Consider the following 17074-nt stretch of genomic DNA (forward strand, 5'->3'; position numbering starts at 1 on the left):
GCGGCGGCCGCGCTCAGTTGAGTTCGTCCGCCTCGGCGATCCTGTCGAGACGATCGACCAACAGGTATCCCGCGCCCTCCATCGCTGACGCCGCGTAGACCACGACACCTATCAGGATCACCGCGAACACGATGATCCCGGCGATGTTGCGGCGACGGGTGATGGTGATCACGAGCGCCGTCGCCGCGCCGCCGATCGCCACTGTCTGCCCGGCGATAGTGGCACACGCCATGCGGATCGCCGATTCGACGGTCAACGGGCCATAACTGTTGAGCAGTACCGCGAGCAGCACAGGTATGACGACCACGCTCAACACGAGGATCACCCGTCGGCGGGACCACCACGGCACGGGCCGGGCGAGAACCGGTGCGGTTTCCTGCGACAGTGTGCTCATCCCGTCACCCTAGTGAGGGCACTCCCAGGAGTCGAGTTCCCGCCGCCACGCCCCAATCGCGCGATCGGGTTGTGACGTCTCCCGCGACTGATTGCGACCCCAGCAGAGCTCAACCGATGGCGACGGCGATGGCCGTGGCGATGATCGCGAGCAGCGGAAGGGTTCCCTGCATCGCGGCGGCGCGGACCTTGGTGGAGTCCGACAGAACGAGCACCAGAGCAGCGGCGACCATCATGCCGGTGCCGGCGAACACGAGGGTCAGACCCACGGTCGCGAAGTCGACGATCGTCAGACCGATTCCGAGCAGCGCGGTCAGCGCGAGGAACAGGTTGTAGAAGCCCTGGTTGAACGCGAGCGCCTTCATCGTCACAGCATCCGCCTCGCTGGCGACGCCGAAGATCTTCCTCGTCTCGGGCTCGGTCCACTTCAGCGACTCGAGCGCGAAGATGAACACGTGGAACGCGGCGGCAGCCGCGGCGAGGACCAGACCGACGATGAGCATACGGCGATTGTCCCGCGCCGGGGTGCCGCACACCAAACGCCCCCGGGCACTCGGCGCGTCTCGATGTGCCGCTCTAGACCAGGAAGATCGACAGCAGTCCCGGGTTGTGCGCGTGCACCAGAACGGCGAAGACCACGGCGTCGAAGAGCAGGTGCACGGTCACGACGTAGGCGAGCGAGTGCGTGCGGAGGAAGATGTAGCCCTGCAGCAGGGCGAACGGAATGGTCAGCAGCGGTCCCCACTCGCGGTAGCCCAGTTCCCACAGGAACGAGACGAAGACGATCGTCTGCAGCAGGTTCGCGACGAGATCCGGGAAATGGCGCCGCAGCAGAGCGAACACCGTGCAGATGAAGAACAGCTCATCCCAGATGCCGACAGCGCCCACACCCACGAAGAGTCTCGCGATGAGATCGGGCGTGTCGACCACCGGCCAGTTCTGGTACACGCCGCTGGTGATGAAGTAGAAGGGCAGGATCAGCCACCCGAGCACCAGCACCGCCACGAGCCAGCCCCACTGCAGCCGGCCCCAGCGCTTATGGGTCCGCCAGGGGAAGCTGATCGCGCGGTCTCGATAGACGAACCGAGAGATCAGGTACGGCACTGCGACCGCCCCACCCAGTGCGAGGGTGAATCGCAGCATCGCGAGATTGTCGAGCTCTGCGGCCAACGGGATGATGCTCACGATCAGAAGGCCGATCGCGATCAGGGAGAGATCCCTCGTGAGAGACGGGGGCCGGTGCAGGCCGATCGCCCTCGCGCTCTCCCGGCGCGAACCCACGCTCACGACCTGGTCCTCGGGATGCCGACCCCGCTCGATCAGAGCGGCCACGGCGATGCCAGCCGCGAGCAGCGTCCAGCCGAGCCAGGGGATCTCCAGCACGAAGAACGCCGGAGCCGCGGCGCACACGAGCAGCGCCGGCACGAAGCTCCACCGCTGCCTCGTGTCGCGCCGCACGTCGGTCATGTGCGCGTCCTGCGCCGATAGACGAGGTCGCGGATGTCCCGCCCCTTGGCGATGCCCTTGCGCTCGAACGCGGTCATCACCCGTCCGTCGAAGCGATCTGCCCATTCTCCGTCGAACGCGCGCTCGAACGACGGCTCGGCATCGAGCACGTCGCGCATCTGCAGCGCATAGTCCTCCCAGTCCGTCGCGAGCCGCAGCAGTCCGCCGTCACGCAGCGCCCTCGCGGCGGTGTCGCCGAATCCGGGCCGCACCAGACGGCGCTTGGTGTGTTTCTTCTTGTGCCACGGGTCGGGGAAGAAGATCCACACCTCACGCGCGGCCGCCTCGGGCAGGAACGAGGAGAGCACCTCGGGTGCGTTGGCCTCGACCACGCGCAGGTTCCGAGCGCCCTCGCGATCGGCATCGAGCATGGTCCGTGCGAGTCCGGCGCGGAACACCTCGACGGCGAGGAAGTCGTCATCCGGGCGCGACGAGGCGGCCGCCACGATCGCATGCCCCTGCCCCGAGCCGATCTCGACATAGAGATCCGCCGAGCGTCCGTACTCGGTCGCGGGGTCCAAGCGCGCCTCGGGGTGCACTGAGGTCCAGGCGACATCGCGCGGCACGTCGAGCAGATAGTGCGGGCCGAGCTCGGTGAAGGCGCGCTCCTGCGCGTCGGACATCCGGCCGCTGCGGCGCACGAACGAGACCGGCTCGTCTCGGAAGGTACGGGGTTCGGGCATGTTTCCAGGGTAGCCGTCGGCGTCGTGGCCTCCGGTGCCGCGGCGACCGCGGCGGCTCAGACCGCCGGCGCCGTGACGAAGTCGATGAGCTCCTCCACACGGCCCAGCAGCGCCGGTTCCAGGTCTCGATACGTCGTGACCTTGGAGAGGATGTGCTGCCAGGCGCGGGCGATGTCGGCCTGTGTCTCGTGAGGCCAGCCGAACGCGCGGCAGATTCCGACCTTCCACTCGATGCCGCGCGGGATCTCCGGCCACTTCGCGATGCCGAGAGCTCGCGGCGTCACGCACTGCCAGACGTCGACGAAAGGATGCCCGACGATGCGGAGATGGCGTCCGTGCGGGCCGCGCGCGACGGCGTCGGCGATCCTCGACTCCTTCGAGCCCGCGACGAGGTGATCGACGAGGACGCCGTAGCGTCGCGTCGCACTGGGCGGCTCGGCGGCCAGCAGATCATCGAGCAGATCCACGCCCTGGAGGAACTCGACGACCACTCCCTCGACCCGCAGGTCGGCGCCCCACACCTTCTCGACGAGTTCGGCATCGTGCTTGCCCTCGACGAGGATCCGACTGGGCAGGGCCACGCGGGCGCGCTGGTCGGCGACGACGAAGGAACCGGATGCCGTCCGGCGAGGTCCCTGCTCCTTCGCTGCGGGGACGACCAGCCGGACAGGCGCGCCGTCGATGAGGAACCCCCCGCCGAGGGGGAACAGGCGCCGGCGCCCGAGGCGGTCCTCCAGCTCGACGTTGCCGCCCTGCACTCGGGTGACCGCACCGCAGAAGCCGTCGTCGGCGACCTCGACCACGAGATCCGCCTCCGCCGCGACCTGTGGCACCTTCTTCGCGCCGCGGTCGCGCCAGCCCGTCGCCAGCACATCCGAACCGTACATGTCGTCCATGCCTCCCAGCGTATGTGTCTGCGCTGAGGGCGAACGGCGAACCCGCCGTGAGTGCTGTCGCGTGTCGGACGGAGTGCATAGACTCAAGGCATGGGGCTCGGCTGCCGGTCGGAGGGAACACGATGACGAAACGGTGGCTCGCGCTGGCCGCACTCACCCTCGCTGCGGTCGCCGGGGCGTTCACCGCCTCCGCGGCATCCGCCACCGATCCGGTCACGCTCGACGCCGGCTACGTCACCGACCAGGCCGGAGTGCTGAGCGCCGACGAAGAAGCCACCGTCGAGGCCAGGCTCCAGGAGCTGACCGACAACTCGAACGCCGATCTGTTCGTCGTCCTCGTCGACGACTTCACCAATCCCACCGACAACGTGCAGTGGGCCGACACGGTCGCGCAGAACAACAACCTCGGCACCGAGCAGTATCTCCTCGCGATCGCCGTCGACGGGCGCAGCTACTACATCTCCGCTGCGCCCGACGGTCCGGTGAGCTTCGGCCAGCTCGACAGCATCGAAGACAAGATGGTCCCCTTCGCCGCAGACGGCGACTGGGTCGGAGCGATCACCCTCGCCGCCGACGAGATCCAGGGAGACGGGGGCGCCGGCGCACTGCGCATCGGACTGATCGTGGTCGCCGTGATCGCGGTGGCGCTTCTTCTCTGGCTCGTCATCGCCCTGGTGCGCCGCGCACGCCGCAGGGCCGAGATCCGCGAGCGCGGAGCCATGCCGGAGACGCCCGACCCCGCCGTTCCTTTCTCCACCCTCACCGACCAGCAGGTCGAGACGCAGGCCGGACTCGCGCTCGTGCAGGCCGACGACGCCATCACCTCCAGCAGAGAGGAACTCGGCTTCGCCGTCGCGCAGTTCGGTGAAGGAGCGACCGAGGAGTTCACGCGCGTCGTCGACGCCGCGAAGGCGAAGATCTCCGAGGCCTTCGACCTCAAGCAGAAGCTCGACGACGAGATCGAGGACACGATCCACGACCGCAGGGCCTGGCACATCCGCATCATCCGGATCGCAGACGAGATCGACGACATCCTCGACGACAACACGGCGGCCTTCGACGCCCTCCGCAAGCTGGAGCAGAACGCCCCGCAGGAACTCGAGCGGGTCCGCGGTGAGCGCGCAGCCCTCGACCCCGTCCTCGCTTCGGCAGCTCCGGCTCTCGCCGCGCTGTCGACGACCTACGCCCCGGCGGCACTCGCGATGGTCGCAGACAACCCCGCCCAGGCCCGCGAACGCGCCGATCTCGCGGATCGGTCGATCGAGGCGGCGGCGCAGGCGATCGCAGCCGGGCGCTCGGGCGAGGCGGCCTTCGCCATCCGCACGGCCGAGCAATCCGTCGCGCAGGCCGCGCAGCTCGCACAGGCTGTCTCGACGCTGGGGGCCGAGCTCTCCGCGATCGAGGCGCAGTCCCAGGCGCTCGTCGCCGAGCTGCAGGCAGACCTCGCCGCAGCGCAGCAGCTTCCCGACCCCTCGGGCACGATCGCCGCAGCGGCCTCCGCGACCGCGCAGCAGCTTCAGGTGGCGCAGACCGAGCTCGCCGGTTCCGCGCGCAATCCGCAGCGTGTGCTCGAGGCGCTCAGCGCGGCCAACGCACAGATCGACGCGGCGATCGCGCAGGGTCGGGAGAGCGTCGAACGCGCCCGCCGTGTGCAGCAGATGCTGGAGCAGACCCTCGCGCAGGCGAACTCCGAGATCCGTGCCGCTCGCGAGTTCATCGAGACCCGTCGTGGGACCGTGGGCTCCACCGCACGCACGCGTCTCGCCAACGCGGAAGCGAGTCTGTCGCAGGCGCTGAATCTGCGAGCCACCGACCCGGACGCCGCGCTGGCGGAAGCGAATCGTGCGCTCGCTCTGGCGGGACAGGCAACGTCCGCGGCGCAGTCCGACGTGCAGTCCTACAACCCTCCCGGCTTCGACCAGGGCGGCTTCGGCGGCCCCTTCGGCGGTTCCGGATCGTCGTCGGGCGGTTCGGGGATCGGCGGCGACATCCTCGGCGGCATCATCGGCGGCCTGCTCGCTGGTGGAGGCGGAGGCTCCTCTCGTCGAGGAAACAGCAGCGGCTGGCGCTCCTCGGGAGGGGGAGGCTTCCGCAGCTCCGGTTTCGGAGGCGGAGGCTCGCGCAGCAGCGGCCGCAGCGGCCGATCGGGAGGTAGACGCTTCTGATCCCCTACACAGACACTTACGACAAGCTCTCGAAGACGCCCTCTGAAAGGAACCACGCATGACCAAGCAGTCCATCTTCGGACGTATCTCGACCCTCGTCCGCGCGAACATCAACTCCCTGCTGGACTCTGCGGAAGACCCGCAGAAGATGATCGACCAGCTCGTTCGCGACTACACGAACAGCATCGCCGACGCCGAGTCCGCGATCGCGGAGACCATCGGCAACCTGCGCCTGCTCGAGCGCGACCACGAGGAAGACGTCCAGGCTTCGACCGAGTGGGGCAACAAGGCTCTCGCCGCCAGCCGCAAGGCCGATGAGATGCGTGCGAGCGGCAACACCGCCGACGCCGACAAGTTCGACAACCTGGCCAAGATCGCTCTCCAGCGTCAGATCAGCGCCGAGCGCGAGGCCACGGGCGCCGAGCCGCAGATCGCGGCCCAGACCGAGATCGTCGACAAGCTCAAGAGCGGCCTGAACGGCATGAAGGACAAGCTGGTCGAGCTCAAGAACAAGCGCAGCGAACTCCTCGCCCGCGCCAAGGTCGCCGAGGCGCAGACCAAGGTGCAGGACGCGGTCGGCTCGATCAACGTGCTCGACCCCACCAGTGAGCTGGGCCGTTTCGAGGACAAGGTCCGCCGCCAGGAGGCCATCGCACAGGGCAAGATCGAGCTCGCAGCGTCGAGCCTCGACGCCCAGTTCGAGAGCCTGGAAGACCTCGGCGAGCTGACCGAGGTCGAGGCGCGCCTCGCCGAGCTCAAGGCCGGCAGCACCGCTCCCCGCCAGGCCATCGAAGGCAACTGACACGACCGGCGGATGCCCCGAGCTGCGTGCCCGGGGCATCCGCCCTCTCTTCTTCGGAGGCACCCATGGTGCGATTCCTCGTCATCCCGCAGTGGCAGGGCTCGCCCGCACCGCGCGCGATGCTGCTCACAGACGGCGCCTCGGCGATCTCCGGTGATCTCCCCCGGGCTGCCACCACCGTGCTCGACGTGCCGGTCGAGGCCGGCGAATCCCTGGGCACCGGAGTCCGCCGCCTGAGTGCGCTTCTCCGCACCCGCGAACTCGTCCACGGGCACATCGACTCCGACACCGTCGTGATCGGTGGTGATTGCAGCGTCACCGTCGCCGCCCTCGATGCACTGCCCGGGGGCACCGAGGGCCTTGCCGTGGTGTGGTGCGATGCGCACGCCGACATGCACACCCCCGAGACCTCGCCGTCCGGTGCGTTCTCGGGCATGGCGCTGCGCGCTCTGCTCGGCGAGGGAGAGGATCAGCTCGTGCTCACGCCCGCGATCCCTGCGAGCCGCGTGATCACGGTCGGGATCCGCAATCTCGATGACGAGGAGGTCGACCAGATCGCCCCTCTCACCAACCTCTCGGTCGACGACCTCGCCCGCCCGGAGGCGCTGCTCGACGCGGTCCGCGCGACCGGGGCTTCACGCGTGTGGGTGCACATCGATGTCGATGTGCTGGACCCCTCCGACTTCGCCGGCGTCTCGTCCTCGGTGCCCTTCGGGCTCTCCCCCGCAGCGCTCAGCACCGCCATCCGAGCCCTGCGCACCGAGGTGCCGCTCGCAGGCGCGACCATCGCCGGGTTCGCACCCCGCTCTCCGGCCGATGCCGTCGACGACCTCGGTGCACTGCTGCGGCTGGTCGGAGCGGTGGCGTGACCGCCGGGGCCGACTGGCGAACGCGAGCCGATGAGATCCTCGCTCGTGGACGACGATTCGACCGCCGCATCCCGTCCTTCCTGCTGCGCTCTCCGGTGAGCAGGCTCGGCTACCTCTGGGGCACGGCCGTCGGCTGGGTGTGGGGATCCCTGTGGAGCACCGGCCCCGTCGAGCGGCGTGCCGGACTGTGGATCTTCCAGGGCATGCCGAGCTGGACCTTCAACCGCGGAGGAGTGTGCGTCGGCGGCTGCTTCCTGACCGGTGACAGCCGTCCCAGCGAGGCGGTGCTCCGTCACGAGGCTGTGCACAAGGCGCAGTGGCTCCGCTACGGCTTCCTGATGCCCGTTCTCTACCTGTTCGCCGGCCGAGACCCGCTGCGCAACCGCTTCGAGATCGAAGCGGGGCTGGAGGACGGAAACTACGTGCGACGCACGCGCCGATAGATCGCGGCCGTCCGCGAGACGCACCGCAGCTCACAGCACCGCGCTCAGGAGGACCATCGCTGCGCGCGAACGCGGATCGGCAGAGGCCGTGTCAGTGTTCGACGGGCAGCAGGCCGAAGCGCTCGGGAGCATGGATGAGCGCCGGCGAGATCTCCAAAGACGTCGTCAGGTGCTCGACGATGTCCGCCGTGCCCAGGTAGCCGCCCAGCAAGGTGACGTGGGTCTCGATCTCGTCGTCGCACATCATCTCGTCGGCCCACGCACAGGTCGCGCGCGCCAGCGCCTGGCCCGGTGCGCATGCACGACCGCTTCCGGGGGCACCCGATCGCTGCTCTCGCGCCAGCCATGTCACTGTCATGCGGCCAGGGGCCTCGATGAAGCCGATATCGGCGACCTCGGGCACCTCGATGAAGATGCGGCCGGACGCGCACAGCGGCAACGTCGTCAGGAACACCTCGAGCTCGGTCAGCGAGCGCTCGTCCGCCGTCACCAGGTGGTGGGAACGCCGACGGGCTGCGCGACGTTCGGCGCGCGTGCCGCGAGTCTCGAGCGAGGTGTTCATGGTGTCTTCATCGTACACCAAGTGAAGGCTTGCCTAACCTTGCATCAGCTGGGCAGCGACGAGGTCGACGGCTCCGACGCATCCTCCACGAGTGCCGCCGACAGCGCGGCCAGCTCTGCGTCGGTCATCCCCTGCGCGCGCAGGTATCCGGCAGCAGACCCCCACCGTTCGTCCACCTGCTCCAGCAGGCGCCGCATCACGGGCGCCGGAGACTGGGTGGCGAGCGCCACCGCGTGCACGGCTTCCGGGTGCTGGGTGCGAAGGTAGTCGGCGATCCGCTGCGAACGCTGAGCCGGGAGCTGAGACTCCGTGAGCGCATAGTCGGCGATCACGGCCTCCCGATCGGCGCCGACGGCGGAGAGGGCGAGGGCGACGGTGACCCCCGTGCGGTCCTTGCCGACCGTGCAATGCACCAGCGTGCGCTCCCCCGCGGCGATGATGCGGATGGCGTCCGCGAGCCGTTCCCCGCTCTCTTCGAGGAGATGCAGATACAGGTCGTCGAGGCTGGTGTCGGCTTCGAAGAAGGATCGCACCGACCCCAGGAACAGCGGCAGGTGCGTGGTGTCAGGCCCCTCGATCTCCGAGGGCTCCGCTGCGACCTCTTCGCCGTCACGCAGATCCACGATGTGCTGGACGCGGGCCCGCAACGCGGCGGCGCCCGAGGTGGTCGCCCCGGAGAGTTGCCCTGCTCTCAGCAGAGCGCCGGAGCGGATGCGCCCGCCGTTCGCCGGCATGCCCCCGACATCCCTGACGTTGAAGACCCCTTCGATCTCGAGGATGGTCATGCCTGGGCCTGCGGGGCGCGAACGGGAACCGGGTATCGTCCGGCGATCACGATGCGGTTGAACGCATTGATGGATACGCACGCCCAGCTGAGCGCCGCGTACTCCTTCTCGGTGAACACGCTTCCGACCTGGTCGTACACCTCATCGGAGATCCCGTCCTCGGCGATGAACGTGAAGGCTTCGGCGAGCTCGAGCGCAGCGCGCTCGCGATCGCTGAACACGCCGCTCTCTCGCCAGGTGGGAATCTGCGTGAGGGTGTCGATGTCGACTCCGGCCGCCACCGCCCTGTCGACATGGATCCGCGCACAGTAGGCGCAGCCGTTGAGCTGCGAGCAGTGGATCATGACGAGCTCCTTGAGGCGCTCGTCGATGCCGTTGGCCGCGCAGATCTGCCCCACGGTCTTCGAGAATGCGTCAAGCGCCTGGTACGCGGCCGGTTCGGTCTTGGACAGGTGCACACGCGTCTCGCTCATGACTCCATGATATTAGGCGTCTCACAGCGGGGCCCCGACCGGAGCCATCCACCACTGAAATGCACTACGACAAGAACATCTTGTCAAAAGTGGACATATTGCGAGCCGTGAGACAGCATCCACTTGCCATATTGACCCGGCATTTCCGGCATGTCGGGCGGAGGGAGCAGAATGTGGAGGTGGCGATCGACAACAGCGAGTTCAGCTATCTTCCCGCACAGGCCGAAGCGCTCGGCGTCCCCCTACCCCCGGTGGAACGTCTCACCCTTCCGCTCGCCGACGGACGCACCCTGAGTGCCCTCCGCTTCGGAAGCGAAGCCCCGCGCGTGACGCTGCTGCACGGCGCGGGCCTGAACGCGCACACCTGGGACACCACAACGCTCGCGCTGCAGCAGCCCCTCCTCGCGATCGATCTCGCCGGGCACGGCGACTCCTCCTGGCGAGACGACGTCGACTACACGCCGCGCACCCTCGCCCGCGACGTCGCTGCCGCGATCGAGGCCTGGACCACACAGCCCCAGCTGGTGGTCGGGCAGTCGCTCGGAGGCCTCACGGGCGCCGCTCTCGCCGCCTCGCGACCTGATCTGGTGTCCGAGGTCATCATCATCGACATCACGCCAGGCATCGACGTGACAGCCGGTCCTGCGGCGTTGCGCGAGTTCTACGCCGGCCCGACCGACTTCGCCTCACGGGACGAACTCGTCGACAAGGCGATCTCGCTCGGCTTCGGCGGGACGCGCCCTGAGACGGAACGCGGCGTCTTCTTGAACACGCGCGTGCGCGCGGACGGACGTGTGGAGTGGAAGCACCACTTCGCCCATCTCGCCGCCCAGGCACTGGCGGCTCACGATCCCGGATCGGCGACGGCGCCGTCGGTGCTCCACGAGACGGGCTGGGACGACCTGGCAGCGGTCACCGCGCCGATCACACTGGTGCGCGCGGCACGCGGCTTCGTCAGCGAAGAAGATGCCGCGGAGCTCCAGCGACGCGTCCCCACGGCGCATCTGGTCGTCCTCGATGCGACCCACAATGTGCAGGAGACGGCTCCGGTCGCTCTGGCCGGGCTCATCGAATCAGCGACCCCCGCCCGCAGAATATGACGTTCCGTTCCATACCCGACCCTCACCCCGCCACACATCTCTAGGCTCGATCCCACGGCACACAGCAGCTGCCGCACCGAGAGGAAACGCCCATGTTCCGACGTACCCGACGTCTCGCGCTGATATCCGCGCTCGCGGCCACCGCCGTGATCCTGAGCGCATGCTCCGGCACTCCCGACCCCGAGCCCAGCAGCGCGCCCGGAACACCCGACCCGAACGCGACGCTGCACGTCGGTCTCGTCCTCGAGCCGACCAACCTCGACATCCGTCACACCAGCGGCGCCGCCCTCGAGCAGATCCTGATCGACAACATCTACGAAGGCCTCGTGACCCGCACGCAGGACAACGAGATCGAAGGTCGGCTCGCCTCGGACTACGAGGTCTCCTCCGACGGCCTCACCTACACGTTCACGCTGAACGAGGGTGTCCTGTTCCATGACGGAACGCCTCTCACCTCGGCCGACGTCGTCTCCTCCTACGAGACCGTCCGCACCGATGCCACCGTGCAGGGCAACGCGGACTTCGCCGCCGTCACGGCGATCACCGCGCCCGACCCGACGACGGTCGAGATCACGCTGTCCGAGCCGAACCAGAACTTCCTGTTCGCCCTCACCGGGCCCGCAGGTCTCGTCTTCAAGTCCGCGGACACGACCGAGCTGAAGACCGCGGAGAACGGCACCGGACCCTTCACGCTGACGCGCTGGAACAAGGGCAGCACCATCACGTTCGCGCGCAACGACGCCTACTGGGGGGATCCTGCCGGGGTCGCCCAGGTCGAGTTCCAGTACATCCCCGACTTCACCGCCGGCGTCAACGCAGCGCTGGCCGGCGACGTCGATGTGCTCACCGCCGTCGACCCGAACCTCGCGCCTCAGCTCGAGGACTCCGGCGACTTCGCCCTCACGACGGGACGCACGACCGACAAGGCGACACTCGCCTTCAACAACAAGAAGGCACCGCTCGACGACGTCCGCGTGCGCGAAGCGCTGCGCCTCGCCATCGACCACGACGCCCTCATCGAGGCGGTCGGCGCGGGAACGCCCCTGTACGGTCCGATCCCCGAGCTCGACCCCGGTTATGAAGATCTGTCGGATGTCGTCTCCTATGACCCGGAGAAGGCCAAGGCGCTGCTCGCCGAGGCCGGCCAGAAGGATCTGGAGCTGACGCTCACGATCCCCTCGTTCTACGGGACGACCGTTCCCAAGGTGCTGATCTCCGACTTCAAGAAGGTCGGTGTGACCCTCGAGGTGAACGCGGTCGAGTTCCCGACCTGGCTGGAAGACGTCTACACCAACCAGGACTACGACCTGAGCTTCGTGCTGCACGTCGAGCCCCGAGATTTCGGCAACTTCGCCAACCCGGACTACTACTTCGGGTACGACAACGCTGAGGTGCAGAGCCTGTACGCGAAGGCGCTGGCCGAGGTCGACCCCGACAAGTCCGCTGAACTGCTCGCACAGGCTGCACGCCTCGTGTCGGAGGACCACGCCGCCGACTGGCTGTACAACGGCGAGACCATCACGGCGGTGAGTCCCATCGTGACCGGATTCCCCGAAGACTCCATCAACTCGCGCATCAACCTCGCCGGCGTCACCGTCTCCGCCGAGAAGTAGCGAGCGGTCACCCCTTCGTGCTCCGCTACGCGCTCGTCCGAGGAGCCCTGCTCATCGCAGGGCTCCTCGTCTCGAGCGTGCTCATCTTCCTGACGCTGCGCGTCTTCCCCGGCGACGTCGCGCAGCTCATCGCGGGCACGCAGGCCTCCCCCGTCGAGGTCGAAGCCCTTCGCGAGTCCCTCGGTCTGAACCGTCCTCTGCTCGCCCAGTACACGGACTGGATCGGGGGGATCTTCCGCGGCGACCTGGGCACCTCGTTGCTGTCGGGGGCATCCGTCGGGGAAGAGCTGTTCCTCAAGGCCCAGGTCACCGTTCCACTGGGGGTCATGTCGCTGCTGATCGCCGTGCTCATCGCCGTGCCCTTCGGAATCCTGGCCGCGCTCCTGCGCAACCGTCGCGGCGGCACCGCACTCAGCGTCGGCGCCCAGACGCTGGCCGCCGTACCCGTGGTGTGGGCCGGCATGATGCTCATCGTCGTGTTCTCGGTCTGGCTGGGGTGGCTTCCTCCGCAGGGCTTCCCCCGCACCGGCTGGTCGACCCCGGGGAAGGCGATCGAGTCCCTGTTGCTCCCCGCCTTGACGATCGGCATCGTCGAGGGGGCGATGCTCATGCGATTCGTCCGCAGCGCGACCCTGCAGGCCGCCGGGCAGGACTTCGTCCGCACTGCCGCGGCGAAGGGCCTCACCCGCACCCGCGCTCTCATCCAGCACGGCATCCCCGCCGTCGGCCTCTCCATCATCACGGTGCTCGGCCTGCAGGTGGCCGGCATCATCGTCGGCTCGGTGGTGATCGAGCAGCTGTTCACCCTTCCGGGGATCGGACGCATGCTCGTGGCCGATGTCGGCACCCGCGACCTCATCAAGGTGCAGAGCGAACTGCTGGTGCTCACCGGCTTCGTGCTGGTCGTGGGCTTCCTGGTCGATCTCCTGCACCGCGCGATCGACCCTCGGCAACGGGAGGCCGCATGATTCCGCGCTGGCTCGACCGACTCTGGGCCGCCTCGACAGGGCGCTTCGGGATCATCGTCGTCGCGGTGATCGCCGTCACCGCTCTCGTGTCGCTGTTGTGGACGCCGTTCGACCCGCAGGCCTCGGACATCGGCGATCGCTGGCTGCCACCGAGCTGGCCGCACCTTCTCGGCACGGACGACACCGGACGCGACATCCTGAGCCTGCTGATGGCGGGGGCACGCACGACGGTGTTCGTCAGCGTGGGCGCCGGCATCGTGGCCACCGTGGTGGGCATCGCCCTCGCCGCGCTCGGAGCGCTGACGACGCGCTGGCTGCGAGAGACCGTCGCCGTGCTCGTCGACATCCTGATCGCCTTTCCCGTGCTGCTGATCGCCATGATGATCTCCTCCGTCTGGGGTGGTTCGCTCTGGGTCGTGATCTGGGCGGTGGGCATCGGATTCGGCGTGAACATCGCGAGGGTCACCCGGCCGGAGCTGCGCCGCGTGCAGCAGAGCGACTTCGTCCTGGCCGCGCGAGCCGCAGGACTCACTCCCTCCCAGAGCCTCGTGCGCCACTTGCTTCCGAATGTGGCGCCGGTCTTCATCGTGCAGCTGTCGTGGTCGATGGCCGTCGCCGTCCTCGCCGAGGCCGGGCTGTCCTACCTGGGCTTCGGCGCTTCCGTGGTCGAGCCGAGCTGGGGCCTGCTGCTCGCCGATCTCCAGCGGTACATCGGGGTGCATCCGCTCTCGGTCATCTGGCCAGGACTCACGATCACGATCACCGTGCTCGCCCTCAACCTGCTGGGCGACGGCCTGCGCGAGGCGACCGATCCCACCCTGCGGCATCGCGCCGCCGAGATCCACACCCCGGGGGTGGTCGCATGAGCCTGTCGGTGCACGACCTCGTGATCGAGATCGACGGACGAACGGTGGTCGACGGCGTCTCCTTCGACGTGCCGGACGGCGCTCGACTCGGTCTGATCGGCGAATCCGGCTCCGGCAAGTCGCTCACCGCCCTCGCGGTGCTGGGCCTGCTCCCCGACGGCGCGACCGCGAGCGGCAGCATCCGCTGGGACGGCACCGAGTTGATCGGGATGCCCGATCGCGAGCTCGCCCGTCTGCGCGGCGACGACATCGGCATCGTGTTCCAAGAACCGCGCACCGCTCTGAACCCCATCAGGACGGTCGGTCGGCAGATCGCGGAGTCGATCCGCATCCATCAGGGACTGGGCCGCCGCGAGGCCAGGGAGCGGGCGATCGTCGAGGCCGCCCGCGTCCGGCTGCCCGATCCCGAGTCGATCGTCGACCGCTACCCCCATCAGCTCTCCGGCGGCCAGAGGCAACGCGTCGCCATCGCGATGGCGCTGGCCTGTCGCCCACGCCTGCTCATCGCCGACGAGCCGACGACCGCGCTCGACGTCACGATCCAGGCCGAGATCCTCTCCCTGCTGCTGTCCCTCGTCGCCGACGAGGGGATGTCCCTCGTCTTCATCACCCACGACCTCGCCGTGCTCGCCCAGGTCGCGACCGACGGCGTCGTGCTCGAACACGGGCGGGTCGTCGAGGCCGCTCCGGTCTCGACCCTCCTGTCGACCCCTGCGTCCCCGGTCACCCAGGGACTGCTGCGAGATGCGACGGCGACGCTGTGGCGACCGGACGGGGACGCCTGATGAACCTGATCGAAGCTCGCGGACTCGGACGGGACTTCTTCGTCCCGAAGCGCTCCGCCTTCGAGCGCACCAGGACCCAGACCGCCCTGGCCCCCACCGACCTCGATGTCGTCGAAGGATCATCCGTCGGCATCATCGGCGAGTCCGGATCGGGAAAGTCCACCCTGGTGAGACTGCTCCTGGGGCTCGACCGAGCGACCTCCGGAACCGTCCGCATCGACGGTCGCGCGGTGGACGCCACAGCCTCGGCGAAGTCTCTGCACTGGCTGCGCCGGGAGACCGGGCTGGTGTTCCAAGACCCCTACGCGTCACTCGATCCCCGCATGACGGCCGGTCAGATCGTGCGAGAACCGCTCTGGGCACTGGGCGTCGAGGGTGACCACCGTGCGCGGGTCCGCGAGGTGCTCGCGCAGGTGGGTCTGGAACCGGATATGGGCGACCGCTACCCGCACGAATTCTCGGGCGGGCAGCGGCAGCGAATCGCCCTCGCGCGGGCGATCGTGCATCGCCCGCGCATCCTGGTGGGCGACGAACCGCTGTCGGCGCTCGACGTGACGGTGCGTGCGCAGATCCTCGACCTGCTGATCGAGCTGCGACAAACGAGCGATCTGACCCTCGTGCTCGTCTCGCACGACATCGGCGTCGTGCAGAACCTGTGCGACACGGTCGTCGTGATGAAAGACGGGCGGATCGTCGAACGCGGCTCCACGACGGACGTGCTCCTGCACCCGGAACAGGACTACACGAAGAAGCTCCTCGCGGCGATCCCCGTGATCCCCGGCTCTCCCGGGCGGTGATCCGACGCCGGTTCGAGTGGACGCCGACGGTCAGCGCCGCGCGCCGAACAGACTCCCCCGTCGCCGTCCTGTGGGCTTGAGCACGCGGCGCATGTAGACGGTGCCGAGGTCGCGGCCGAACTTGTATCCGACGCGCCCCATCCGTCCGGCCTCGATGAAGCCGAGCTTCTCGTGCAGCCGGATCGACGCCTCGGCGCCGTGGTCGCTGATGACCGCGACCATCTCGCGCAGCCCGATCTGCTCGCAGGCGTCGATGAGCGCCTGCAGCAATGCTGCCCCCAGGCCCTTGCCCCCGGCGCCGGGACCGAGGTAGATCGAATCCTCGACCGTGTACTTGTAGGCGTTCTTGCCCGCCCAGGGCTGCGCGAGCGCGTAGCCCATCACCTCACCGCCCGGCGACACCGCGACAAGGAACGGCAGCTGCAGCCTGGTCAGCAGCGCGTACTTGTCCCGCCAGTAGGGGATGCTGCTGCGCCGCTCGTCGAGCGTCACGGCCGAGTTGCTCACGAAGTGGTTGTAGATCTCCCGCACGTGAGGGAGATCTGCGGGCCGGGCAGCACGGATCGTGTAGGAGAAGACCTCTGGGGCAGGTGCGGGCCGAAGATGGCGCGGCAGAACGCGGCGACGGTCCCCCGGCTCGAACTGCATGCGCTCAGCTTAGAGACGGACCGGCTTCGCCTTCCACTCTCCAGTCGACCGGATCGGCTCCCTGCTCCTCGAGCAGCGCGTTCGCGCGCGAGAACGGGCGGGAACCGAAGAAGCCGCGACGGGCCGAGAGCGGAGAAGGATGCGCCGATGCGATCACCGGCGTCTCGCCCAGGAGGGGCTGCAGGCCGGCCGCATCCTTCCCCCACAGGATCGCGACGAGGGGCTGATCACGGGCCACGAGCGCGCGGATCGCGAGCTCGGTGACCTTCTCCCACCCCCAGCCGCGGTGCGAGGCGGCGACGCCCGGGCGCACCGTGAGCACGCGGTTCAGCAGGAGGACGCCCTGTTCGCTCCAGGCGGTGAGGTCTCCGTGCGGTGCCGGCGGGATGCCCAGGTCGCTCTCTCGCTCCTTGTAGATGTTCGAGAGGCTGCGCGGAAGCGGACGCACGTCACGGTCGACGGCGAACGATAGCCCGATGGGATGCCCGGGAGTGGGATACGGATCCTGCCCGGTGATCAGCACGCGCACGTCCGAGAGAGGACGACGGAAGGCCCTGAGCACGTTCTCGCCGGAGGGCAGGTAGCCGTGGCCCGCCTCCTGCTCGGAGCGAAGGCGTTCCCCCAGAGTGGTGATCGTGTCCTGGACCGGGGCCAGTGCATCCGCCCAGCCGGCGTCGATCCGACCGTCCGTGGCGAGCTCTGCCAGGGTCTGCGCCATCG

The 17074-nt window shown here is 68.6% G+C and carries 20 protein-coding genes; 10 read left to right on the forward strand and 10 right to left on the reverse strand.

The genetic code is table 11. The features are described 5' to 3' along the window. Positions 1 to 13: 13 nt before the first annotated feature. From ASD13_RS10580 to ASD13_RS10600, 5 genes are all read right to left on the reverse strand, one after another. Positions 14 to 394 carry a hypothetical protein gene (locus ASD13_RS10580; protein WP_157535615.1) on the reverse strand — a complete coding sequence of 127 codons (381 nt, stop codon included), beginning with the start codon at positions 392 to 394 and terminating at the stop codon, positions 14 to 16. Between the two features lie 109 nt (positions 395 to 503). After that, the gene (locus ASD13_RS10585; RefSeq protein WP_055869041.1) at positions 504 to 896 is read right to left on the reverse strand and encodes a DUF1304 domain-containing protein; all 393 of its coding nucleotides are present in this window, start codon (positions 894 to 896) and stop codon (positions 504 to 506) included. A gap of 73 nt (positions 897 to 969) precedes the next feature. Next, entirely contained in the window at positions 970 to 1860 is an 891-nt protein-coding gene (locus tag ASD13_RS10590; RefSeq protein ID WP_055869042.1) for a CPBP family intramembrane glutamic endopeptidase, read from the reverse strand. Next, the gene (gene trmB, locus ASD13_RS10595; RefSeq protein WP_055869043.1) at positions 1857 to 2582 is read right to left on the reverse strand and encodes a tRNA (guanosine(46)-N7)-methyltransferase TrmB; all 726 of its coding nucleotides are present in this window, start codon (positions 2580 to 2582) and stop codon (positions 1857 to 1859) included. The genes ASD13_RS10590 and trmB overlap by 4 nt, the downstream gene beginning before the upstream one ends. A 56-nt stretch (positions 2583 to 2638) precedes the next feature. Then, a complete protein-coding gene (locus tag ASD13_RS10600) occupies positions 2639 to 3478 on the reverse strand; it encodes a DUF3097 domain-containing protein (protein WP_055869044.1) in 840 nt (279 codons plus the stop codon). Between the two features lie 122 nt (positions 3479 to 3600). Between ASD13_RS10600 and ASD13_RS17740 the strand changes: the two genes are divergently transcribed. The 4 genes from ASD13_RS17740 to ASD13_RS10620 all read left to right on the forward strand — a co-directional run bounded on the left by ASD13_RS17740 (position 3601) and on the right by ASD13_RS10620 (position 7757). Continuing rightward, entirely contained in the window at positions 3601 to 5643 is a 2043-nt protein-coding gene (locus ASD13_RS17740; RefSeq protein ID WP_055869045.1) for a TPM domain-containing protein, read from the forward strand. A 58-nt stretch (positions 5644 to 5701) separates the two neighbouring features. Next, entirely contained in the window at positions 5702 to 6445 is a 744-nt protein-coding gene (locus tag ASD13_RS10610) for a PspA/IM30 family protein (RefSeq protein WP_055869046.1), read from the forward strand. A gap of 65 nt (positions 6446 to 6510) precedes the next feature. Beyond that, a complete protein-coding gene (locus tag ASD13_RS10615) occupies positions 6511 to 7314 on the forward strand; it encodes an arginase family protein (RefSeq protein ID WP_055869047.1) in 804 nt (267 codons plus the stop codon). Further along, entirely contained in the window at positions 7311 to 7757 is a 447-nt protein-coding gene (locus ASD13_RS10620) for a hypothetical protein (protein ID WP_055869048.1), read from the forward strand. Before ASD13_RS10615 ends, ASD13_RS10620 begins: the two co-directional genes overlap by 4 nt. A 91-nt stretch (positions 7758 to 7848) precedes the next feature. On the opposite strand, the gene ASD13_RS10625 is transcribed toward ASD13_RS10620, so the two are convergent. Genes ASD13_RS10625 through ASD13_RS10635 form a run of 3 tightly spaced genes read right to left on the reverse strand, consistent with a single transcriptional unit; the run spans position 7849 to position 9577 of the window. Continuing rightward, entirely contained in the window at positions 7849 to 8319 is a 471-nt protein-coding gene (locus tag ASD13_RS10625; RefSeq protein ID WP_055869049.1) for an SIP domain-containing protein, read from the reverse strand. 44 nt (positions 8320 to 8363) lie between these two features. Next, positions 8364 to 9104, reverse strand: a complete 741-nt coding sequence (locus ASD13_RS10630; RefSeq protein WP_055869050.1) for a tyrosine-protein phosphatase — start codon at positions 9102 to 9104, stop codon at positions 8364 to 8366. Then, positions 9101 to 9577, reverse strand: coding sequence for a carboxymuconolactone decarboxylase family protein (locus ASD13_RS10635; RefSeq protein ID WP_055869051.1), 477 nt, complete (start codon positions 9575 to 9577; stop codon positions 9101 to 9103). The genes ASD13_RS10630 and ASD13_RS10635 overlap by 4 nt, the downstream gene beginning before the upstream one ends. 173 nt (positions 9578 to 9750) lie before the next feature. Between ASD13_RS10635 and ASD13_RS10640 the strand changes: the two genes are divergently transcribed. The 6 genes from ASD13_RS10640 (at position 9751) to ASD13_RS10665 (ending at position 15706) form a co-directional block, all read left to right on the forward strand. Further along, positions 9751 to 10677 (forward strand): alpha/beta fold hydrolase, encoded by a 927-nt coding sequence (locus ASD13_RS10640; RefSeq protein WP_055869052.1) that lies wholly within the window; start codon positions 9751 to 9753, stop codon positions 10675 to 10677. A 92-nt stretch (positions 10678 to 10769) separates the two neighbouring features. Beyond that, on the forward strand, positions 10770 to 12290 hold the full coding sequence (locus ASD13_RS10645) for an ABC transporter substrate-binding protein (protein ID WP_055869053.1): 1521 nt from the start codon (positions 10770 to 10772) through the stop codon (positions 12288 to 12290). Positions 12291 to 12307: 17 nt separating this feature from the next. Continuing rightward, positions 12308 to 13258 (forward strand): ABC transporter permease, encoded by a 951-nt coding sequence (locus tag ASD13_RS10650; protein WP_055869054.1) that lies wholly within the window; start codon positions 12308 to 12310, stop codon positions 13256 to 13258. Then, positions 13255 to 14124, forward strand: a complete 870-nt coding sequence (locus ASD13_RS10655; protein WP_055869055.1) for an ABC transporter permease — start codon at positions 13255 to 13257, stop codon at positions 14122 to 14124. Before ASD13_RS10650 ends, ASD13_RS10655 begins: the two co-directional genes overlap by 4 nt. Then, positions 14121 to 14909 carry an ATP-binding cassette domain-containing protein gene (locus ASD13_RS10660; RefSeq protein ID WP_055869056.1) on the forward strand — a complete coding sequence of 263 codons (789 nt, stop codon included), beginning with the start codon at positions 14121 to 14123 and terminating at the stop codon, positions 14907 to 14909. The genes ASD13_RS10655 and ASD13_RS10660 overlap by 4 nt, the downstream gene beginning before the upstream one ends. Then, on the forward strand, positions 14909 to 15706 hold the full coding sequence (locus tag ASD13_RS10665; protein WP_055869187.1) for an ABC transporter ATP-binding protein: 798 nt from the start codon (positions 14909 to 14911) through the stop codon (positions 15704 to 15706). Before ASD13_RS10660 ends, ASD13_RS10665 begins: the two co-directional genes overlap by 1 nt. Positions 15707 to 15736: 30 nt before the next feature. On the opposite strand, the gene ASD13_RS10670 is transcribed toward ASD13_RS10665, so the two are convergent. Beyond that, positions 15737 to 16354 carry a GNAT family N-acetyltransferase gene (locus ASD13_RS10670; protein ID WP_055869057.1) on the reverse strand — a complete coding sequence of 206 codons (618 nt, stop codon included), beginning with the start codon at positions 16352 to 16354 and terminating at the stop codon, positions 15737 to 15739. Between the two features lie 4 nt (positions 16355 to 16358). Next, positions 16359 to 17072 carry a uracil-DNA glycosylase gene (locus ASD13_RS10675; protein WP_055869058.1) on the reverse strand — a complete coding sequence of 238 codons (714 nt, stop codon included), beginning with the start codon at positions 17070 to 17072 and terminating at the stop codon, positions 16359 to 16361. Positions 17073 to 17074: the final 2 nt, after the last annotated feature.

This window comes from Microbacterium sp. Root1433D1 (assembly GCF_001426835.1).
Lineage (GTDB): Bacteria > Actinomycetota > Actinomycetes > Actinomycetales > Microbacteriaceae > Microbacterium > Microbacterium maritypicum.